This is a genomic window from Pseudorhodoferax sp., assembly GCF_047601025.1.
Taxonomy (GTDB): domain Bacteria; phylum Pseudomonadota; class Gammaproteobacteria; order Burkholderiales; family Burkholderiaceae_C; genus Pseudorhodoferax.
In genome coordinates, this window is sequence record NZ_JASGJZ010000001.1 from 2,096,534 (window position 1) to 2,116,520 (window position 19,987).

The 19,987-nt window shown below is 72.2% G+C and carries 17 protein-coding genes; 11 read left to right on the forward strand and 6 right to left on the reverse strand.

Features of this window, described 5'->3' with window-relative positions; genetic code table 11:
* Positions 1 to 298: 298 nt before the first annotated feature.
* Entirely contained in the window at positions 299 to 1,039 is a 741-nt protein-coding gene (locus QM782_RS09850) for a response regulator (RefSeq protein ID WP_415202742.1), read from the reverse strand.
* Positions 1,040 to 1,121: 82 nt separating this feature from the next.
* Between QM782_RS09850 and QM782_RS09855 the strand changes: the two genes are divergently transcribed.
* Together QM782_RS09855 and QM782_RS09860 are read left to right on the forward strand one after the other, a co-directional pair.
* On the forward strand, positions 1,122 to 3,311 hold the full coding sequence (locus QM782_RS09855; protein WP_415202743.1) for a PAS domain S-box protein: 2,190 nt from the start codon (positions 1,122 to 1,124) through the stop codon (positions 3,309 to 3,311).
* Positions 3,308 to 5,479 carry a CHASE2 domain-containing protein gene (locus tag QM782_RS09860; RefSeq protein WP_415202744.1) on the forward strand — a complete coding sequence of 724 codons (2,172 nt, stop codon included), beginning with the start codon at positions 3,308 to 3,310 and terminating at the stop codon, positions 5,477 to 5,479. Before QM782_RS09855 ends, QM782_RS09860 begins: the two co-directional genes overlap by 4 nt.
* Before the next feature lie 28 nt (positions 5,480 to 5,507).
* On the opposite strand, the gene QM782_RS09865 is transcribed toward QM782_RS09860, so the two are convergent.
* From QM782_RS09865 to QM782_RS09875, 3 genes are read right to left on the reverse strand one after another with little or no spacing between them, the layout of a single operon-like run.
* The gene (locus QM782_RS09865; RefSeq protein WP_415202745.1) at positions 5,508 to 6,134 is read right to left on the reverse strand and encodes an OmpA family protein; all 627 of its coding nucleotides are present in this window, start codon (positions 6,132 to 6,134) and stop codon (positions 5,508 to 5,510) included.
* A complete protein-coding gene (locus QM782_RS09870) occupies positions 6,134 to 6,559 on the reverse strand; it encodes a FecR domain-containing protein (RefSeq protein WP_415202746.1) in 426 nt (141 codons plus the stop codon). Before QM782_RS09870 ends, QM782_RS09865 begins: the two co-directional genes overlap by 1 nt.
* Before the next feature lie 5 nt (positions 6,560 to 6,564).
* A complete protein-coding gene (locus QM782_RS09875; protein WP_415202747.1) occupies positions 6,565 to 7,449 on the reverse strand; it encodes a Crp/Fnr family transcriptional regulator in 885 nt (294 codons plus the stop codon).
* A 72-nt stretch (positions 7,450 to 7,521) separates the two neighbouring features.
* Between QM782_RS09875 and QM782_RS09880 the strand changes: the two genes are divergently transcribed.
* The 9 genes from QM782_RS09880 to QM782_RS09920 all read left to right on the forward strand — a co-directional run bounded on the left by QM782_RS09880 (position 7,522) and on the right by QM782_RS09920 (position 18,314).
* Complete coding sequence (locus QM782_RS09880; protein ID WP_415202748.1) at positions 7,522 to 9,468, forward strand: AMP-dependent synthetase/ligase; 1,947 nt, start codon at positions 7,522 to 7,524, stop codon at positions 9,466 to 9,468.
* Between the two features lie 14 nt (positions 9,469 to 9,482).
* The gene (locus tag QM782_RS09885; protein WP_415202749.1) at positions 9,483 to 10,289 is read left to right on the forward strand and encodes an ABC transporter ATP-binding protein; all 807 of its coding nucleotides are present in this window, start codon (positions 9,483 to 9,485) and stop codon (positions 10,287 to 10,289) included.
* Between the two features lie 44 nt (positions 10,290 to 10,333).
* Entirely contained in the window at positions 10,334 to 11,263 is a 930-nt protein-coding gene (locus QM782_RS09890; protein ID WP_415202750.1) for a branched-chain amino acid ABC transporter permease, read from the forward strand.
* Positions 11,264 to 11,437: 174 nt separating this feature from the next.
* Positions 11,438 to 12,502 carry a branched-chain amino acid ABC transporter permease gene (locus QM782_RS09895; protein WP_415202751.1) on the forward strand — a complete coding sequence of 355 codons (1,065 nt, stop codon included), beginning with the start codon at positions 11,438 to 11,440 and terminating at the stop codon, positions 12,500 to 12,502.
* A 44-nt stretch (positions 12,503 to 12,546) separates the two neighbouring features.
* Positions 12,547 to 13,854 (forward strand): ABC transporter substrate-binding protein, encoded by a 1,308-nt coding sequence (locus QM782_RS09900; RefSeq protein WP_415202752.1) that lies wholly within the window; start codon positions 12,547 to 12,549, stop codon positions 13,852 to 13,854.
* 22 nt (positions 13,855 to 13,876) lie between these two features.
* Positions 13,877 to 14,704 carry an ABC transporter ATP-binding protein gene (locus tag QM782_RS09905; RefSeq protein WP_415202753.1) on the forward strand — a complete coding sequence of 276 codons (828 nt, stop codon included), beginning with the start codon at positions 13,877 to 13,879 and terminating at the stop codon, positions 14,702 to 14,704.
* Positions 14,705 to 14,742: 38 nt separating this feature from the next.
* Entirely contained in the window at positions 14,743 to 15,999 is a 1,257-nt protein-coding gene (locus QM782_RS09910; protein WP_415202754.1) for a phenylacetate--CoA ligase family protein, read from the forward strand.
* 114 nt (positions 16,000 to 16,113) lie between these two features.
* Positions 16,114 to 17,091 carry a tripartite tricarboxylate transporter substrate-binding protein gene (locus tag QM782_RS09915; RefSeq protein ID WP_415202755.1) on the forward strand — a complete coding sequence of 326 codons (978 nt, stop codon included), beginning with the start codon at positions 16,114 to 16,116 and terminating at the stop codon, positions 17,089 to 17,091.
* A gap of 212 nt (positions 17,092 to 17,303) precedes the next feature.
* The gene (locus QM782_RS09920; protein WP_415202756.1) at positions 17,304 to 18,314 is read left to right on the forward strand and encodes a Bug family tripartite tricarboxylate transporter substrate binding protein; all 1,011 of its coding nucleotides are present in this window, start codon (positions 17,304 to 17,306) and stop codon (positions 18,312 to 18,314) included.
* A 6-nt stretch (positions 18,315 to 18,320) separates the two neighbouring features.
* Here QM782_RS09920 and QM782_RS09925 read toward each other — a convergent pair whose 3' ends face one another.
* Positions 18,321 to 18,647 carry a DUF1840 domain-containing protein gene (locus QM782_RS09925; RefSeq protein ID WP_415202757.1) on the reverse strand — a complete coding sequence of 109 codons (327 nt, stop codon included), beginning with the start codon at positions 18,645 to 18,647 and terminating at the stop codon, positions 18,321 to 18,323.
* 5 nt (positions 18,648 to 18,652) lie between these two features.
* Entirely contained in the window at positions 18,653 to 19,924 is a 1,272-nt protein-coding gene (locus QM782_RS09930) for a class I SAM-dependent methyltransferase (RefSeq protein ID WP_415202758.1), read from the reverse strand.
* Between the last annotated feature and the right edge of the window lie 63 nt (positions 19,925 to 19,987).

The following is a 19,987-nucleotide window of genomic DNA, read 5'->3' on the forward strand; positions in this document are numbered from 1 at the left end:
GTTCGGGGCTGCTCCGCGATTGTCGAAAACGGCCGTCACCCCGTGCCGGCACTTGCTTTTCTCGGCTCGCGCCATCACCCAGCTGCCGTGTCCAGGGTGCACGGACCGATCGCGCCCACGACGGGGTGCGCCGGGCCGCGGGCCGCCGCCCTGGCGGGTGCCAGGGCGGCGACGCTCACATGAAGCCTGGCATGCTCCGGCCCGGCGGGCGAGAGCCCGGAGGGCTAGGGCCCGGGGCACGGCGTCGGCGATGCGCATGGGTGCTCGTCAGGGCCTCGCGTGGCCGCGAGGGATGCGTTCACAGCTTCTCGGGATCGTCCGGCACGTACATGTAGCCGACGCTGCGCACGGTGCGGATCACGCTGGGCTTGTCCGGGTTGGGCTCGATCTTGCGGCGCAGCCGCATCACGCGCAGGTCGATCGAGCGGTCCAGCGCGTCCCAGGTGCGGTTGTGGCCGTAGGCCATGATCTGGTCGCGGCTCAGCGGCCGGTTGGGGTGGCGCGCGAACAGCGCCAACAGGTCGAATTCGGCGGCCGAGACGGGGACCTCGCCGCCGTCCTCGCGGCGCAGCAGCCGGCGCGCGTCCAGGTCCAGCGCGCACAGGCCGAAGGGGACGTGCCGCGCCGGCGCGAGCGACGCGGGGCCCGCCGGCACCAGCCGGCGCAGCAGGTTGCGCACGCGGGCCAGCAGCTCGCGCGCCTCGAACGGCTTGGTCACGTAGTCGTCGGCGCCGATCTCCAGGCCGACGATGCGGTCCACCGGGTCGGCCGCGCCGGTCAGCATGACCAGGCCGGCGCGCGGATGCGCCTCGCGCAGCCAGCGCGCCAGCGACAGCCCGCTCTCGCCCGGCATGTTCACGTCCAGCAGCACCAGGTCCGGCTCGGCTTCGGCGATCAGCGCGCGGGCCTGTGCCGCGTCCGACGCGGTGCGCACGTCGAAATGGTTGTAGCCGAAGTAGCGGGCCAGCACGTCTCGCAGGTCGGCTTCGTCGTCCACGACCAGCAGCCTCGGCCGGGTGGCGCCTTCCAACGGCTCCATCTTGTGCGTCCTTGGGGAGTCGATGGCCGATTGTAGGCTTGCGCTATGCTGCGCCGGCTTTCCTCTCCGGCCCCCTGCCACCATGTCCGACCTCGCCCAGACCGCCGCCGCGGCAGGCCTGCTGGCCCATGCGCGCGACGGCGTGATCGCCACCGACGCGGCCGGCCGCGTCGTCGCCTGGAACCCGGCCGCCGAGCGGCTGCTGGGCTGGCCGCCGCAGGCGGCGCTGGGCCGGCCGCTGGCCTCGCTGCTGGCGCTGGCGCTGGCCGAGGAGCCGGCCGCCGGCGCCCTGGTCGCCGGCCTGTGCGCCGCCGCCGCGCGCGGGCTGGACGACCTGCTGGAACTGCCGCTGCGCCGCCGCGACGGCAGCGTGGCCACGCTGGAGCTGTCGGCCTTCGCGCTGCCGGACGGCGGGGCCGGCCTGTTCCTGCGCGACATCTCGGGCCGCCGCTCGGCCACGCGCGCGCTGCGCGATTCCGAGGCGCGCTACCGCGCGGTGGTCGAGCACATGGGCCAGGGCATGGCGGTGATCCAGGACGGGCGCGTGGCGTTCTGGAACGCGCGCGCGCTGCAGATCATGGACCTGCGCGCCGACCAGGCGGACGGCGCCGACTACCTGCCCTGGCTGCACCCGGACGACCGGCGCCTGGCCGAGGTGCGCCAGCGCGCGCGCCAGCGCGGCGACCGCCGGCCGCGCCGCGGCGAGCTGCGCCGCATCACCGCCGACGGCCGGGTGCGCTGGCTGGACGTGCAGGCCACCGCCGTGCCCTGGGACGGGCGGCCGGCGATGCTGGTGTTCTTCTCCGACGTCACCGAGGCCAAGGCCACGCGCGAGGCGCTGCGCGCGTCCGAGGAGCGCATGCGCGCCGTCGTGGAGCATGCCGGCGAGGGCATGGTGGTGGTGCAGCGCGGCCGCTTCGTGTTCGCGAACCGGCGCGCGCTGCAGATCGCCGGGCGCACGCGCGAGCAGCTGATCGGCCGCAGCCTGCTGGAGCCGGTGCACCCGGACGACCGCGCGCTGCTGGCCGGCGCGCGCCGGCGCGTGCCGGCGCGCCACGAGCTGCGCCTGGCGCAGGCGGACGGCAGCGCCACCTGGATCGAGATCGGCGTGACCCGGGTGCCCTGGGACGGCCGGCATGCCCTGCTGGGCTTCTTCTCCGACGTCGGCCCGCGCATGGCGCTGCAGGCGCGGCTGCGCGAGACGCTGGCCGAGCGCGAGACCATCCTGAACCATTCGCTGGTCGGCATCGCGTTCAACGTGGGCCGGCGCTTCCGCTGGGTCAACGACAAGCTGGCCGAGCTGACGGGCTACAGCCGCGAGGAGCTGACCGGCGCGTCCTCGCGCCTGCTGTACCCGGACGAGGAGAGCCACCGGCGCGAGGGCGTGCTGGCGCGCGAGCACCTGTCGCGCGACGGCCGCTGCGTCATCGAGCGGCAGCTGGTGCGCAAGAACGGCGAGCGCCTGTGGGTGCAGATGGCCGGCCGCTGCCTGTTCGGCCGCGACCCCGAGGCCGGCACGATCTGGACCTGCCTGGACATCACCGACCGCAAGCGCGCCGAGGACCACATGCGCGCGGCGCTGGCGCGCCAGCAGGAGCTCAACGCGCTGCGCTCGCGCTTCGTGGCCATGACCAGCCACGAGTTCCGCACGCCGCTGGCCACCATCCTGTCGTCGGCCGACCTGGTCGCGCACTACGGCGAGCGCATGCCGCCCGCCGAGCGCGCCGACGTGCTGCGGGGCATCGCCAGCGCCGTGCAGCGCATGACGCGCATGCTCGACCGCATGCTGCTGATCGGCCGCGCCGACGCGCAGCTGCTCGAATGCCAGCCCCAGCCGCTGGACCTGGCCGCGCTGTGCCGGCACTGCGCCGAGGAGGTGCGCGCCCAGTACCCGGCGCGCGCGGCCGACGTGGTCGTGGAGTACGCCTGCGCCAGCGCCGTCGGCGACTTCGACGAGCGGCTGCTGCGGCACGTGCTGACCAACCTGCTGTCCAACGCCGTCAAGTACTCGCCCGGCGGCGGGCCGGTCCGCCTGGCCGTGCGCGACCAAGGGGCGCGGCGCGTGATCGAGGTCTCCGACAGCGGCATCGGCATCCCCGCCGGCGAGCAGGCGCACCTGTTCGAAACCTTCCACCGCGCCAGCAACGTCGGCGACATCCCGGGCACCGGCCTGGGCCTGGCCATCGTCCGGAAGGCGCTGGAGGCCCACGGCGGCACGATCGAGGTGCACAGCCGGCCGGGGCGCGGCAGCTGCTTCCGGGTGGTGCTGTGACGGCCGCCGACCCGCGCCGCCGCACGCGGCCGCGCTGGCGCGGCCGCGTGCACGCGCTGGTGCTGGCGGCGATCCTGGCCGCCGCCGCGGCGCTGCATGTGGTGGCGCCGGACTGGCTGCAGACCCTGCGCCACATGGTGTTCGACCAGTACCAGCGCTGGCAGCCGCGCGCCTGGCAGGACCTGGCCGTGCGCGTGATCGACATCGACGACGAGAGCATGGCGCGCCTGGGCCAGTGGCCCTGGCCGCGCACCCGGCTGGCCGAGCTGGTCGACCGCACGCGCGCGGCCGGTGCCGCGGCGCTGGGCTTCGACTTCGTGTTCGCCGAGCCGGACCGCAGCTCGCCGCGCGTCCTGGCGCCGCAGTGGCCGCTGCCGCCGCCGCTGCGCGAGGCCCTGGAGCGGCTGCCGGACTACGACCAGCGCTTCGCGGCCAGCCTGGCGCCGGGCGGCGTGGTGCTGGGCTTCGCGGTGCGGCCCGAGGCGGATGGCGCCGCGCCGGCCGTGCCGCTGCCCGAGCGGGCGCGCTTCGTGCTGCTCGGCTGGCCCCTGGCGGACCGGCTGCTCGAGGCCGGCACCGTGGTCGCCCCGCTGCCGCTGCTGGCCGAGGCCGCGGCCGGCATCGGCGCGATGAACTACGTGCCCGACGGCGACGGCGTGCTGCGCCGCCTGCCGCTGCTGCTGCGGCAGCAGGCGCAGCAGCGGCTGCTGCCCTCGCTGGTGGCCGAGATGCTGCGCGTGGGCCAGCATGAGACGAACTTCGTGTTGCGCGCCGGCGCCGAGCCGCAGGACGGCCTGGCCGAGCTGCGCGTCGGCCGGATCGCGCTGCCGACCACGCCGGACGGCGAGATCTGGCTGCACTTCAGCCCGCCGGCGCCGGCCCGCACGATCCCGGCCTGGCAGCTGCTGGAGGGCCGGGTGCCGGCGCAGGCGCTGCAGGGCCGGCTGCTGCTGGTCGGCACCTCGGCGCAGGGCCTGCGCGACCTGCGCTCCACGCCGCTGGGCTCCGCCGTGCCCGGCGTGGAGGTGCACGCGCAGGCGCTGGAGCAGGCGCTGTCCGGCCACTTCCTGCTGCGCCCGACCTGGGTGGAGACGCTGGAGCTGCTGGCGATGCTGCTGGGCGGCCTGCTGGTCGGCACGCTGGCGCTCACGCGCGGGCCGCTGCCCAGCGCGGCGGCCGCGCTGGCCGTGCTGGCGGCGTTCGGCGGCGCGGGCTGGTGGGCGTTCACCCGGCAGCAGCTGCTGGTCGACCCGCTGACGCCGGCGCTCGGCGTGCTGGCCGTCCTGCTGCCGTGCAGCCTGCTGCGCCACCACGCCAGCGAGCAGCGCCGGCGCTGGCTGTCGCAGGCCTTCTCGCGCTACGTCTCGCCCAATCTGGTGGACTACATCGTGCGCCATCCGGACGAGCTGGCGCTGTCGGGCGAGCGGCGCGACTGCAGCTTCATCTTCACCGACCTGGCCGGCTTCACCGGGCTGATGGAGCGCATCGACCCGGCCGACGCCGTGGGCCTGCTGAACGCCTACCTGGACGGCATGATCGCCATCGTGTTCCGGCACCAGGGCACGCTGGACCGCATCGTCGGCGACGCGCTGGCCATCATGTTCTCCGCGCCGGTGCACCAGCCCGACCACCGCCGCCGCGCGTTCGACTGCGCGCTGGAGATGCAGCGCTTCGCGCAGGAGTTCGCCGCCGGCCGCCAGGTGCTGGGCCACACGCGCATCGGCGTGCACAGCGGCCGGGTGATCGTCGGCAACTTCGGCGGCAGCGCGATGTTCGACTACCGGGCGCTGGGCGACGCCGTCAACACCGCGGCGCGGCTGGAAGGCGCCAACAAGTACCTCGGCACGCGCGTCTGCGTGTCCGAGACCACGCTGGCGGGCTGTCCGGGCGCGCGCGCGCGCTGCGTCGGCCGCCTGCTGCCCAAGGGCAAGACGCAGCCGCTGCGCGTGTTCCAGCCGCTGCACGACGGCCTGGACGGGCCGGTGGACGAGGCCGCGCTGCAGGCCTATGCGCAGGCCTACGACGCCATGGCGGCCGAGGCGCCCGGGGCGCTGGCCGCGTTCGAGGCGCTGGCCGCGCGCCAGCCCGGCGATCCGCTGGTGCAGCTGCACCTGGCGCGGCTGCGGCGCGGCGAGCGCGGCGACCTGATCGTGCTCGACGCGAAGTGACGGGCGGCGGGCCGCACCCTTGGCGCCATCAGCGCACGGTGACCTCGACGCGGCGGTTGCGCGGCTCGGCGGTCTCGTCCGGCGTGGGGATCAGCAGGTCGTTCTCGCCGTGCGAGGTGATCTCCACCTGCTGGGCCGAGGCGATCGCGTCCTGCAGCAGCAGGGCGGCCTGCTCGGCGCGGCGCAGCGACAGCACGGCGTTCTGCTCGGCGGGACCGACTGTGTCGGTGTGGCCGACGATGGACAGCTCGGCGGTGGGGCGGCTCCGGACCTCCGCCAGGATCTGCGGCAGCAGCGCCTGTGAGGTCGGCGTGATCTCCGCGGTGCCGAAGTACAGCAGGAAGGTGCGCGGCGGGCGCGGCTGCGCGGCGATGGCCCGCCCCGCGTCGCGCTGCAGCTGTTCGTCGCTGACCATGAACGGCTCGGCCGAGCCGCTCAGCGCCACGGCCTGGCCGGCGCGGCTCAGCTCCGTGCGGCCCATGGGCCCGGTGTAGACCACCTGGCCGGTGCTGCCGTCGGCGTTGGGCAGCAGCGCCACGTAGGCGCGCGGGGTGGGCGGCGCGGCCGCCGGCGCCGGTGGCGCTGGCGGCGCCGCGCAGCAGGCGGCCAGCGCCGCGGCGAGCACGGCCGACGCCAGGAGCAGGCGGCGCTGCATCACGGCTGCGCCACCACGACGAAGCGCGTCCCGCGCACGCCGACGATGCCGCTGGGCGTCTTGATCTTCACCGCCTCGGGCCGGAGCTTGGCGATCGTGCCGGAGATGTACTGCAGCGTGCCGGTGGCGATGCTGCCGCCGAGCTGGAGCTGGCCCTGCGCCGGCGCGAACAGGAAATCCTCCAGCGTGAACGAGGTCGAGGGCCCGAAGGACAGCATGGTGTTGTCCTTCAGCGTGACGCCCAGGCTGCCGTCCGGGCCGGTGCGCACGGTGTCGCCGATGGACAGCGCCGCGCCGGGGCGCGCCGGCTGGGTGCCGCTGGCCGACACGATGCTGGCCTCGCCCGCCACCGTCTTGACATAGCCGGCGGGCTGGGCCATGGCGCTGGCGCACAGGCAGCACGCCGCAAGGAAAAGGAGTCGCATGGGTTTCATCGCTGGGGTGGGCCCGCAGGCCCTGGTTGTTGGCCGGGAGAAAACGAACATACACGCCCGGCGCCGGCGGCGCACGCATCCGCGTCGGCGCCGGGATGATCGGTGGCGCCGGATGGCCCGGCGGCCGGCCGGGCCGACGGCAGCGTGCGCAGGCCCGGCAGGTCCAGCACGCGCAGCCCGCCGTACTCGGTGCGGATCAGCCCGGCCGCCTGCAGTGCCGCCAGCGCCTCGTTCACGCGCTGGCGCGACAGCCCCACCAGGTAGGCCAGCTCCTGCTGCGTGATGCGCAGCACCTGGCCCACGCCGGGGTACAGCACCGGGTTGAACAGCGCCGCCAGGCTGCGCGCCACGCGCAGGTCCGGGTCGGCCAGGCGGTCGATCTCGCGCGCGGCGATGAACTGCGCCAGCCGCTCGTTCAGCTGGTTCATGATGAAGCGGTTGAAGGCGAGCGAGTGGTCCAGCAGCCAGTGGAAGCTGTCCACCGGCAGGCCGGCCACGGTGCTGGCCCGCAGCGCCTGCACGTTGTAGCGGTAGGGCTCGCGCTTGAGCACCGTGCCCTCGCCGAACCAGCCGCCCGCGGGCAGGCCGGCGAAGGTCATGGTCTGGCCCTGCGCGGTCTCCGAGTTCATCTTCAACAGGCCCTCGACCACGCCGAACCAGTAGGTCACCGGCCGGCCGATGCGGCACACGTGGTCGCCCGGCAGCGCGTCGCCCGCCGTGATCTCGGGGACGACGCGCGCGCACTCGGGCCCGGTCAGCTGGGACAGCCAGGGAATCGCCGCGAGCTCGCGCGCCGTCGGCGTGCGGCGGCGCTGGTGCAGCGTGTCGGCCGCGACCGCGCCGCGCCGGCGGGCCTGGGGAAATTCCGGGGGAGGGCTCACCCTTAGATTGTCTTCCGGCCGACACGGCGGCGTCAAAGCCGCGCCTAGTATTCGCTCGCGCCGAGGAGCTCCATGGACACCACCTTCCCGAGATTGCTGCTGCAGCACGCCGCCGAACGGCCGGATGCGCCGGCCATGCGCGAGAAGGAGTTCGGTATCTGGCAGACGCTCGGCTGGCGCGCGCTGGCGCAGATGGTCGAGCAAGCCGCCTGCGGCCTGCACGCGGCCGGGCTGCGGCCGGGCGAGCACCTGGCGGTGGTCGGCGCCAACCGGCCGCGGCTGTACGCCTGCATGCTGGCCGCGCAGGCGCTGGGCGCGATCCCGGTGCCGCTGTACCAGGACGCGGTGGCCGCCGAGTTCGTCTACCCGCTGTCCAACGCCGAGGTGCGCCTGTGCGTGGTGGAGGACCAGGAGCAGGTCGACAAGATGCTGGAGGTGCGCGGCCAGTACCCGGCGCTCGAACGCATCTGGTACGACGACCCGCGCGGCCTGCGCCACTACCGCGAGCGCGGGCTGGCGTCCGTCGCCGACCTGCTGCAGCAGGGCGCGGCCCGCGCCGCGCAGGCGCCGGGCTTCTTCGCCGAGCGCGTGGCCGCGGGCCGCAGCGGCGACGTGGCCGCGATGTTCTTCACCTCCGGCACCACCGGCAACCCCAAGGGCGTGGTGCACACGCATGCGAGCCTGCTGGACCGCGCGCGCGCCGGCGCGGCCTTCGACCGGCTCACCGCCGCCGAGGAGGTGCTGGCCTACCTGCCGCCGGCCTGGATCGGCCAGAACATCTTCAGCTACGCGCAGTGGCTGGCCTGCGGCTACGTGGTCAACTGCCCCGAGTCGGCCGCTACCGTCGGCATCGACCTCAAGGAGATCGGGCCGACCTACTACTTCGCGCCGCCGCGCGTGTTCGAGGGCCTGCTGACCAGCGTGATGATCCGCATGGAGGACGCCGGGCGCTTCAAGCGCTGGCTGTTCCAGCGCTGCCTGGCGCTGGCGCGGCGCGTCGGCCCGGCGCGCATGGACGGCCGGCCGGTCGGCGCGCTGGACCGGCTGAGGTACGCGCTGGGCGACCTGCTGGTCTACGGCCCGCTGCGCAACACGCTGGGCTTCTCGCGCGTGCGCGTGGCCTACACCGCCGGCGAGGCCATCGGGCCCGACCTGTTCGCCTTCTACCGCGCCATCGGCATCAACCTCAAGCAGCTGTACGGCTCGACCGAGACCGCGGTGTTCGTCTGCCTGCAGCCGGACCACCAGGTGCGGGCCGACACCGTGGGCATCCCGATCGACGGCGTCGAGATCCGGGTCGCCGACAACGGCGAGATCCTGGTGCGCTCGGCCGGCCTGCTGCAGTGCTACTACAAGAACCCCGAGGCCACGGCCGAGGTGCTGACCGCCGACGGCTGGTACCACACCAGCGACGCCGGCTTCCTGGACGCCAGCGGCCACCTGAAGATCATCGACCGCGTCAAGGACGTCGGCCGCCTGCAGGGTGGCGCCAACGACGGCGCGATGTTCGCGCCCAAGTACGTGGAGAACAAGCTCAAGTTCTTCCCCTACATCAAGGAAGCCGTGGCCTACGGCGACGGCCGCGCCACGGTCTGCGTGATGCTGAACATCGATTTCGAGGCCGTGGGCAACTGGGCCGAGCGGCGCGGCCTGCCCTATGCCGGCTACACCGACCTGGCCGGCAAGCCCGAGGTCTACGAACTCATGCGCGAATGCGTCGAGCAGGTCAACGCCGACCTGGCGCAGGACGCCATGCTGGCCGGCAACCAGGTCAGCCGCTTCCTGGTGCTGCACAAGGAACTGGACGCCGACGACAACGAGCTGACGCGCACCAACAAGGTCCGCCGCGGCTTCATCGCCGAGAAGTACAGGGTGCTGGTCGACGCGCTGTACGGCGGCAAGGCCGAGCAGTACGTCGAGACCCAGGTCCGGTTCGAGGACGGGCGCAGCGGCAGCGTCAGCGCCACGCTGCGGATCGTCGACGCCCGCACCTTCGCGCCGGTGCGGCGGGCCGCCTGATGGACGCATCGGCCATGGCGGCGGCGACCGCACCGCAGGCCGGCCGCCGGATCGGCGACGTGATCCTGGAGGTCCGGAACATCAGCCTGCGCTTCGGCGGCGTGAAGGCGCTGACCGACATCAGCTTCGACGTGCGCGAGCACGAGATCCGCGCCATCATCGGCCCCAACGGCGCCGGCAAGAGCTCCATGCTCAACTGCATCAACGGCGTGTACGCGCCGCAGGAGGGCGCGGTGGCCTTCCGCGGCCGGACCTTCCGGCACATGAACCCGCGCCAGGTGGCCGAGATGGGCGTGGCGCGGACGTTCCAGAACCTGGCGCTGTTCAAGGGCATGAGCGTGCTGGACAACATCATGACCGGCCGCAACCTGCGCATGAAGAGCAACCTGCTGCTGCAGGCGCTGCGCCTGGGCCCGGCCGAGCGCGAGGAGATCGCGCACCGCGAGCAGGTCGAGCGCATCATCGACTTCCTGGAGATCCAGCCCTGGCGCAAGACGCCGGTGGGCCGGCTGCCCTACGGCCTGCAGAAGCGCGTGGACCTGGGCCGGGCCCTGGCCATGGAGCCGCAGGTGCTGCTGCTGGACGAGCCCATGGCCGGCATGAACGTGGAGGAGAAGCAGGACATGTGCCGCTTCATCCTCGACGTGAACGACGAGTTCGGCACCACGGTCGTGCTGATCGAGCACGACATGGGCGTGGTCATGGACATCTCCGACCGCGTGGTCGTGCTCGACTACGGCCGCAAGATCGGCGACGGCACGCCGGACGAGGTGCGCGGCAACGCGGACGTGGTCCGCGCCTACCTGGGCACGGACCATTGAGATGACCCCCATGCCCTTCATTGCCTGGGGCGGCTGAGGCGGCCATGGGCTTCTTCCTCGAAACCCTGTTCGGCGGCCTGATGGCCGGCATGCTCTACGCGCTGGTCGCGCTGGGCTTCGTGCTGATCTTCAAGGCCTCGGGCGTGTTCAATTTCGCGCAGGGTGCGATGGTGCTGTTCGCGGCGCTGGCAATGGCGCGCCTGTCGGAATGGCTGCCGCAGTGGCTGGGCTTCGACAGCCTGCTGCTGGCCAACGCGCTGGCGCTGCTCGCCGCCATCGCGCTGATGGCCGTGCTGGCCTGGCTGATCGAGCGGCTGGCGCTGCGCCGGCTCGTCGGGCAGGAGCCGATCGCGCTGCTGATGGCCACGCTGGGCATCGCCTACTTCATCGACGGCGCCGGCCAGCTGCTGTTCGGCAGCGCCACCTACAAGATCGACGTGGGCATGCCCAAGGACCCGATGATGGTGCTGGAGAACCTCTTCGAGGGCGGCCTGCTGCTCAGCAAGGAAGACCTGTACGCGGCGCTGGTCTCGGCGCTGCTGGTCCTCGGCCTGACCCTGTTCTTCCAGAAGACGCCGACCGGCCGCGCGCTGCGCGCCGTGGCCGACGACCACCAGGCCGCGCAGTCCATCGGCATCCCGCTGTCGCGCATCTGGGTCATCGTCTGGACCATCGGCGGCATCGTCGCGCTGGTGGCCGGCATCATCTGGGGCTCCAAGCTGGGCGTGCAGTTCTCGATCTCGCTGGTGGCGCTGAAGGCGCTGCCGGTCGTGATCCTCGGCGGCCTGACCTCGGTGCCCGGCGCCATCGTCGGCGGCCTGATCATCGGCGCCGGCGAGAAGCTGTCGGAGATCTACATCGGCCCGCTGCTGGGCGGCGGCATCGAGAACTGGTTCGCCTACGTGCTGGCGCTGGCCTTCCTGCTGCTGCGCCCGCAGGGCCTGTTCGGCGACAAGATCATCGACCGCGTATGACCCCCCCGGTCCCCGCGCCCCGCGCTCCGCCACCCCCCCTCCGCTGCACGAGGGGGGCGCACCCGGTGGCCTGGCGAAGCCAGTTCCGCGGGCGCGCCGCGGCCATCGGAACTGCGGCCTGCGACGCGCCGCTGCATGCCGGGCACCAGGCCTGGTGCGCGACGGACGACTGACATGCTGTACCGAGAGAACGGCCAGTTCAAGCGGACCTACCGCGCCGACCTGCAGATCTTCCCGGTGCTGCAGGACCGGATCGCCGTCGGCGTGCTGCTGCTGGTCGCCTTCGTCGCCGTGCCGCTCGTGGGCAGCGACTACTTCTTCCGCGCCATCCTGATCCCGTTCCTGATCCTGTCGCTGGCGGCGCTCGGGCTGAACATCCTGGTCGGCTACTGCGGCCAGATCTCGCTGGGCACCGGCGCGTTCATGGCCATCGGCGCCTACGCCGCCTACAACCTGCAGGTGCGCGTCCCGGGCATGCCGCTGCTGCTGTCGCTGGTCGGCGGCGGGCTGGCGGCCACGGTGTTCGGCGTGCTGTTCGGCATCCCGAGCCTGCGCATCCGCGGGCTGTACCTGGCCGTGGCGACGCTGGCGGCGCAGTTCTTCACGGACTGGTTCACCAACCGCGTGGCCTGGGTCACCAACGATTCGCCGTCGGGCTCGGTCAGCGTCGGCGCGCTGTCCTTCTTCGGCGCGCCGGTGGAGACGCCGGTGCAGAAGTACCTGCTGTGCCTGACGCTGGTCTGCGTGTTCGCGCTGCTGGCCAAGAACCTCGTGCGCGGCGCGATCGGCCGGCAGTGGATGGCGATCCGCGACATGGACGTCGCGGCGGCGGTCATCGGCATCCGCCCGGTCTACGCCAAGCTGTCGGCGTTCGCCGTCAGCTCCTTCGTCGTCGGCGTGGCCGGCGCGCTGTGGGGCTTCGTGCACCTGGGCTCGTGGGAGCCGGCGGCGTTCGGCATCGACCGCTCGTTCCAGCTGCTGTTCATGGTCATCATCGGCGGGCTGGGGTCGATCGCCGGCGCCTTCCTCGGCGCGGCCTTCATGGTGCTGCTGCCGCTGCTGCTGAACTACGTGCCGCATTGGCTGGGGCTGCCGCTGTCCACGGCCACCGCCTCGCACCTGGAGCACATGATCTTCGGCGCGCTGATCGTGTTCTTCCTGATCGTCGAGCCGCACGGCCTGGCGCGGCTGTGGCTCACGGCGCGCGAGAAGCTGCGGCTGTGGCCCTTCCCGCACTGATTCCCACCCGGCGCGCACCCGTGCCTTTTTCCAGGAGACATCCGATGAAGCTCAAACCCCTCGCCGCCCTCGCTGCCGCCGGCCTGTCCCTGCTGGCGGCGCCCGCCGCGTTCGCCCAGGCCGAGCAGTTCGTGCCGCTGCTGGTCTACCGCACCGGCCAGTTCGCGCCGCTGGGCATCCCCTGGGCCGACGGCAAGCAGGACTACCTGAAGCTCGTGAACGCGCGCGACGGCGGCGTCAACGGCGTGAAGCTGGTGTACGAGGAGTGCGAGACGGCCTACGACGCGGCCAAGGGCGTGGAGTGCTACGAGCGCCTGAAGGGCAAGGGCGGCGGCGCGGCCGGCTTCGATCCCCAGTCCACCGGCATCACCTTCGCCGTGACCGACAAGGCCTTCGCCGACAAGATGGTGGTGCAGACCATGGGCTACGGCCTGTCGCAGTCGGTGGACGGCACGGTGTTCGAATGGAACTTCCCGCTGCTGGGCACCTACTGGACGGCCGCCGACGTGATCGTGCAGGACATCCTGAAGAAGGAGAAGGGCAGCCTGAAGGGCAAGAAGATCGCGCTGGTCTACCACGACTCGCCCTACGGCAAGGAGCCGATCCCGCTGCTGCACAAGCGCGCCGCCAAGGAGGGCTTCGAGCTGGTGCTGTTCCCCGTCACCCCGCCCGGCGTGGAGCAGAAGAGCACCTGGCTGCAGATCCGCCAGCAGCGCCCCGACTACGTGCTGTTCTGGTCCGCCGGCGTGATGACGCCGGCCGGCATCCGCGAGGCCCAGGCCACCGGCTACGCGCGCGAGAAGATCTACGCGATTTGGTGGGCCGGCTCCGACCACGACGTCAAGGACATCGGCGCCGGCGCCAAGGGCTACAACGCGGTCACGATCCACAACAGCGCGGCCCGCGACAAGGTGCACGGCGACCTGAAGCAGTTCGTCTACGACAAGGGCCAGGGCACGGCCGGCAACGCCGGCGAGATCGGCGTGATGGCGCATACGCGCGGCATGATGATCTCGATGCTGCAGGTCGAGGCGATCCGCGCCGCGCAGGAGAAGTTCGGCAAGGGCAAGGTCATGACGCCCGAGCAGGTCCGATGGGGCTTCGAGAACCTGGACCTCACGGCCGAGCGGCTCAGGGCGCTGGGCTTCGGCGAGATCATGCGGCCGGTCAAGACCTCGTGCGCCAACCACATGGGCACGGACTGGGCGCGCATCGTGCAGTGGGACGGCGGCAAGTGGAACATCACCTCGGACTGGTACCAGGCCGACCCGTCGATGGTCGACCCGCTGGTCAAGGAGCTGTCGGCCCGCTACGCCAAAGACAAGAACATCACGCCGCGCAACTGCTCCTGACGCGTCGCCGCCTGCCGCCGCCATGTCCGCCCCGCCTCCGGCCGCGCGCCGTGCGCTCCTCGACGTCAACGGCATCGAGGTCATCTACAACCACGTGATCCTGGTGCTCAAGGGCGTCTCCCTGCGCGTGGACGAGGGCAGCGTGGTGGCCCTGCTCGGCGCCAACGGGGCCGGCAAGACCACCACGCTCCGGGCCGTGTCCAACCTGCTGCAGGCCGAGCGCGGCGCCGTGACCAAGGGCTCGATCTCCCTGCGCGGCGAGCGCATCGAGAACCTGACGCCGGCCGAGCTGGTGGGCCGCGGCGTGGTCCAGGTCATGGAGGGGCGGCGTTGCTTCGCCCACCTGACGATCGAGGAGAACCTGATGACCGGCGCCTACACGCGCCGGGACGGCCGGGCTGCCGTCGCCGCGACGCTGGAGAAGGTCTACGCCTACTTCCCGCGGCTGAAGACCCGCCGGGCCAGCCAGGCCGCCTACACCTCGGGCGGCGAGCAGCAGATGTGCGCGATCGGCCGGGCGCTGATGGCCAGCCCGCGGATGGTGCTGCTGGACGAGCCGTCGATGGGCCTGGCCCCGCAGATCGTCGAGGAGGTGTTCGGGATCGTGAAGGACCTGAACGCCAAGGAGGGGGTGACCTTCCTGCTCGCCGAGCAGAACACCAACATGGCGCTGCGCTATGCGGACTTCGGCTACATCCTGGAGAGCGGCCGCGTGGTCATGGACGGCTCGGCCGACGCGCTGCGCGCCAACGAGGACGTCAAGGAGTTCTACCTGGGCGCCGGCGGCGAAGGCCGCAAGAGCTTCCGCGACGTCAAGAGCTACAAGCGCCGCAAGCGCTGGCTGGCGTGACGCCCGTTCCCCCGTTTCCATCTTCCGGACCCGCCTGCATGCATGCCGCCACCCTCGATGCGCGCGAGACGCGCGACCCCGCCGAGCGCGAAGCCGCGCTGATGGCGGCCCTGCCGGCCCTGGTGGCCCGGGCCAAGGCCGGCAGCCCGGCCCAGGCCGAGCGGCTGGCGCAGGTGGAGGCCGCCGCGGTCGCCAGCCGCGCCGCGCTGGCCGACCTGCCCGTGCTGCGCAAGCACGACCTGCTGGCCCGCCAGCAGGCCGCGCGCGCGGCCGGCGGCGATCCGTTCGGCGGCTTCTCGGCCTGCGGCTGGGGCGGGCTGGGGCTGCCGCGCGCGGCCCGGCGCGTGTTCCAGTCGCCCGGCCCGCTGTACGAGCCGCAGGGCCTCGGGGCCGACGCCTGGCGTATGTCGCGTGCGCTGCACGCGGCCGGCTTCCGCCGCGGCGACCTGGTGCACAACAGCTTCAGCTACCACCTGACGCCCGCCGGCGCGATCATGGAGGAGGGCGCGCTGGCGCTGGGCTGCACGGTGTTCCCCGGCGGCGTGGGCAACACCGAGCTGCAGCTGCAGGCCATGCGGGACCTGCGTCCGCACGGCTACTGCGGCACGCCCGGCTTCCTGAAGATCGTGCTGGAGCAGGCCGGCGGACCGCTGTCGCTGACCAAGGCCCTGCTCAGCGGCGAGGCCTGCCCGCCCGCGCTGCGCGACTGGTTCGCCGCGCGCGGCGTGGCGGCCTACCAGTGCTACGCCACCGCCGACATCGGCCTGATCGCCTACGAGACGCCGGCGCGCGAGGGCCTGGTGCTGGACGAGGGCGTGATCGTCGAGATCGTCGGCCCGGACGACCGGCCGGTGCCCGAGGGCGAGATCGGCGAGGTCGTCGTGACCAGCCTCGATGCCGACTACCCGCTGCTGCGCTTCGGCACCGGCGACCTGTCGGCCGTGCTGCCGGGGCGCTGCCCGACCGGCCGCACGAACACCCGCATCCGGGGCTGGATGGGCCGGGCCGACCAGACCGCCAAGGTGCGCGGCATGTTCGTGCACCCGAGCCAGGTGCAGGAGATCGTGCGCCGCTGTCCCGGCCTGGAGCGGGTGCGCCTGGTCGTCACCGGCGCCATGGCCAGCGACGCGATGGTGCTGCACGCCGAGTGCGCGGCGCCCGACGAAGGCCTGCGCGCGCGCGTGGCCGAGGCCATCCGCGAGGTGACCCGGCTGCGCGGCGAGGTGCACTGGTGCGGGCCGGGAACGCTGCCGGACGACGGCCGGCTGATCGACGACCGGCGCGACCATGCGTAGGAAGTCACGAGATGGGCTTGCGCCAGCGCAAGCCCTGGTGGTTTTCTGAATTCCCCCGCGGCGGTGCTCGGCTACCATCCCGCCGCTTTTTTCCCTTTGATATCAGGAGTCGACATGAAGAAGGTATGGACCGTTGCCGCGATGGCGCTGGCGGCCTGGGGTGCCCAGGCCCAGGACTTTCCCGGCGGCAGGCCGATCACCATCGTCGTGCCGTTCGCCGCCGGCGGCCCGACCGACCGCGTGGCGCGCGACCTGGCCGAGGCCATGCAGCGCCACATGGGCAACAGCCCGATCGTCATCGAGAACGTGGGCGGCGCCGGCAGCACCATCGGCACCACCAAGGTCGCGCGCGCCAAGAACGACGGCTACACGCTGCTGGTCACCCACGTGGGCATGGCCACCACGCCGGTGCTGTACCGCAAGCTCTCGTACAACTACGAGACCGACTTCGAGTACCTGGGCATCATCAACGACGTGCCGATGACGCTGATCGGCAAGCCCCAGCTGGCCGCCAACAACTTCGGCGAGCTGCGCCAGTGGATGACGGCCAACGCCGGCCGGATCAACCTGGGCAACGCCGGCATCGGCTCGGCCTCGCACCTGTGCGGCCTGATGTTCCAGAGCGAGCTGAAGGTCGAGATGACGACCGTGCCGTACAAGGGCACGGCGCCGGCCATCGCCGACCTGCTGGGCGGCCAGATCGACCTGCTGTGCGACCAGACCACCAACACCACCTCGCAGATCGAGGGCAAGAAGGTCAAGGCCTATGCCGTGACCACGGCCAAGCGCCTGAGCACCCCGGCGCTGAAGGACCTGCCCACGCTGGACGAGGCCGGCATGAAGGGCTTCCAGGTCACGATCTGGCATGGCCTGTACGCGCCCAAGGGCACGCCGGCGCCGGTGCTGACCAAGCTGAACACGGCGCTGAAGGCCGCGCTGAAGGACGCCGACTTCATCAAGAAGCAGGAAGGCCTGGGCGCCGTGGTCACCACCGACAAGCGCGTCGAGCCGGCCGAGCACAAGAAGTTCGTGCAGGCCGAGGTCGCGCGCTTCGGCCCGGTGATCAAGGCCGCCGGCGTGTACGCCGACTGAGCGCCGTCGCGCGCATGACCAGCCGCCGGGTGCCAGGCCCCGGCGGCTTTTTTTCGTCCAGCGCAGGCCGCCATCTGGGGAAAGCACGGGCGCGGCGCCACGTTGGCGCTGGCTAGCATGGCGCTCTTGCGCGGGTGGCCGATGCCGGAAGAAGGCCGCGCCCGCGGGCACCGGCAGACGGCCGGACCGATCTGGACGAAGGAGACCGAGCGATGACTTCATGCCTTGCCATCCGCCGCCTGCTGCTGGGCGCCGCCGCGCTGGCGGCCTGCGCGGCCAGCCTGCCGGTGCTGGCGCAGGCCGGTTGGCCGAACAAGCCGATCCGCATGGTGGTGCCGTTCGCGCCCGGCGGCACCACCGACATCATGGCCCGCGCCGTGGCGGTCGAGCTGGCCAGGTCGCTCGGCCAGGCCGTGGTGGTGGACAACAAGGCCGGCGCCGGCGGCAACATCGGCGCGGACATCGTGGCCAAGGCCGCGCCGGACGGCTACACCATCCTGATGGGGACGGTGGGCACCCAGGCCATCAACAAATGGCTGTACGACAAGATGCCCTACGACCCGGTCAAGGACTTCACGCCGATCACGCTGGTGGCCGGCGTGCCGAACGTGATGGTGGTCAATACCGAGAAGGCGCGGGCGCTGAAGATCCACAACGTGCAGGACTTCATTGCCTACGCCAAGGCCAACCCCGGCAAGCTGAACATGGCCTCCAGCGGCAACGGCACCTCGATCCACATGGCCGGCGAGCTGTTCAAGACCATGACCGGCGCCTACATGGTGCACTTCCCGTACAAGGGCTCCGGCCCGGCGCTGATGGACATGGTGGCCGGCAACATGGACGTGATGTTCGACAACCTGCCGTCGGCCATGCAGCAGATCAAGGGCGGCAAGCTGACCGCGCTGGCCGTGACCAGCGCGCAGCGCTCGCCGGCGCTGCCGGACGTGCCGACCGTCGAGCAGGCCGGCGGCCCGGCGGTCAAGGGCTTCGAGGCCAGCTCCTGGTTCGGCCTGCTGGCGCCGGCCGGCACGCCGCCGGAGATCGTGAACCGCATCCAGCAGGACGTCGCCAAGGCGCTGAAGACGCGGGAGGTCAGCGAGCGGCTGCAGGCCCAGGGCGCGATTCCCGGCGGCAACACGCCGGCCGAGTTCGGGCGCTTCATCGACGCGGAGCTGAAGAAGTGGGGGCCGGTGGTCAAGGCCTCCGGCGCCAAGGTGGACTGACCGCCGCTACACGCCCCAGACCACTTCCCGGCCCGCCGCATGGGCGCGCCGGAGCATCTCGATGAAGGGCACGGCGCGCTGGCGCAGCGACACGATCTCCGGCTTGGGATCGGGATGCTCGCCATGGGCACGGGCCTCGTCCTCGGCGGCCTTCTGCGCGGCTTCCTCCGCCGCGATGGCGGCCTCCAGCGCGGTGATCGCGGCCGGCATCTGCTCGGGCAGGATGATGCCGCTCGCGCCCGGCTCCTTGCCGATCAGCTGCAGCACCCGGCGCCCGTTGGGCTCCAGCATGATCAGGTCGCCCGTCGCCTTGGATTTGAACTTGAACAGCATGCGCTTCAGCGGTACATGTAGCCGCGGTTGAAGGGATAGGCCGATTGTGCGCCCGTCATCGGGCCGTCCTGCGTGCTGCCGCTGGGCCGGCTGGCCAGCATCTGGTGCAGCGAGATCCAGTTGTGCTCGAAGCTCATCGCGCTGCCGGCCAGGTACAGCCGGTAGGCGCGCAGGATGCGCTCGGCCGCGCCGGGCGCGCTGGCGGTGGATTCCAGCACGCGGCGGGCCTCGTCGAGCCGTTCCTCCAGCGCGTCGGACCAGGCCCACAGCGTGCGCGCGTAGTGCGGCCGCAGGTTCTCGGTGTCCAGCATCTCCAGGCCGGCTAGGGCCATCTCGTGCAGCACGTGCGAGACGTGCAGCAACTCGCCGCCGGGGAAGATGTACTTCTCGATGAAGTCGCCCATGCCGGCGCCGAGCTGGTCGTGGTCGGCCGCCGAGCCGGTGATGCCGTGGTTCAGCACCAGGCCGCCGGGGCGCAGCAGCTCGTGGATGCGGCGGAAGTAGGTCGGCATGTTCACGCGGCCGACATGCTCGAACATGCCGACCGAGGCGATCTTGTCGAACGGCTGCGCCGCCTGCAGGTCGCGGTAGTCGCACAGCAGCATGCGCACGCGGTGCGACAGGCCGCGGCGTTCGATCTCGCGGTTCACGTGGGCGTGCTGGTTGTGCGACAGCGTGATGCCGGTGGCGTCCACGTCGTAGTGCTCGGCGGCCCACAGCAGCAGGCCGCCCCAGCCGGCGCCGATGTCCAGGAAGCGTTCGCCCGGGCGCAGCATCAGCTTGCGGCAGATGTGGTCGAGCTTGGACTCCTGGGCCTGGCGCAGCGTCATGCCGGCGTCGCGGTAGTAGGCGCAGGAGTACACGCGCCTGTCGTCCAGCCACAGCGCGTAGAAGTCGTCCGACACGTCGTAGTGGAACTGGATCTGCGCCGCGTCCTTGGCCTGCGAATGCGCTGCCAGCGACTTGGCCCGGCGCAGCATGCCGCTCCACCAGTTGGACGAGGGCTGCTCCCCCGGGTGGCCGGGCAGCAGCCGCGCGGCCACTTCCATCAGGTCGCGCATGCGGCCCTGCAGCTGCACGCGGCTTTCGACGAAATCCTCGGCCAGCCGGCCGATCTGGCCGGCGGCCATCGTGGCCAGGCTCGACCAGTCGCCGAACGACAGCGTCACGGCCGCGCTGGGAGAGCCGACGCGCTCGCCGGCAGGGAGTTGCAGGGCCACGGGCACGGGCAACCCTTGCAGCTGGGCTTCGATCTTGGGAATGAGGGGATTGCGCATGTGGCAAATTCTTGCCAATCGTAAAAGCCAGCGTCAAGGCATGGTCTGTACGCAATGGCGCCG

Coding starts and splice junctions, on each gene's coding strand:
- QM782_RS09920 (WP_415202756.1), top strand. CDS start 17,304: ATGACTTCATGCCTTGCCATCCGCCGCCTGCTGCTGGGCGCCGCCGCG.
- QM782_RS09890 (WP_415202750.1), top strand. CDS start 10,334: ATGGGCTTCTTCCTCGAAACCCTGTTCGGCGGCCTGATGGCCGGCATG.
- QM782_RS09870 (WP_415202746.1), bottom strand. CDS start 6,559: ATGCGACTCCTTTTCCTTGCGGCGTGCTGCCTGTGCGCCAGCGCCATG.
- QM782_RS09880 (WP_415202748.1), top strand. CDS start 7,522: ATGGACACCACCTTCCCGAGATTGCTGCTGCAGCACGCCGCCGAACGG.
- QM782_RS09885 (WP_415202749.1), top strand. CDS start 9,483: ATGGCGGCGGCGACCGCACCGCAGGCCGGCCGCCGGATCGGCGACGTG.
- QM782_RS09905 (WP_415202753.1), top strand. CDS start 13,877: ATGTCCGCCCCGCCTCCGGCCGCGCGCCGTGCGCTCCTCGACGTCAAC.
- QM782_RS09930 (WP_415202758.1), bottom strand. CDS start 19,924: ATGCGCAATCCCCTCATTCCCAAGATCGAAGCCCAGCTGCAAGGGTTG.
- QM782_RS09850 (WP_415202742.1), bottom strand. CDS start 1,039: ATGGAGCCGTTGGAAGGCGCCACCCGGCCGAGGCTGCTGGTCGTGGAC.
- QM782_RS09900 (WP_415202752.1), top strand. CDS start 12,547: ATGAAGCTCAAACCCCTCGCCGCCCTCGCTGCCGCCGGCCTGTCCCTG.
- QM782_RS09915 (WP_415202755.1), top strand. CDS start 16,114: ATGAAGAAGGTATGGACCGTTGCCGCGATGGCGCTGGCGGCCTGGGGT.
- QM782_RS09895 (WP_415202751.1), top strand. CDS start 11,438: ATGCTGTACCGAGAGAACGGCCAGTTCAAGCGGACCTACCGCGCCGAC.
- QM782_RS09910 (WP_415202754.1), top strand. CDS start 14,743: ATGCATGCCGCCACCCTCGATGCGCGCGAGACGCGCGACCCCGCCGAG.
- QM782_RS09925 (WP_415202757.1), bottom strand. CDS start 18,647: ATGCTGTTCAAGTTCAAATCCAAGGCGACGGGCGACCTGATCATGCTG.
- QM782_RS09865 (WP_415202745.1), bottom strand. CDS start 6,134: ATGCAGCGCCGCCTGCTCCTGGCGTCGGCCGTGCTCGCCGCGGCGCTG.
- QM782_RS09855 (WP_415202743.1), top strand. CDS start 1,122: ATGTCCGACCTCGCCCAGACCGCCGCCGCGGCAGGCCTGCTGGCCCAT.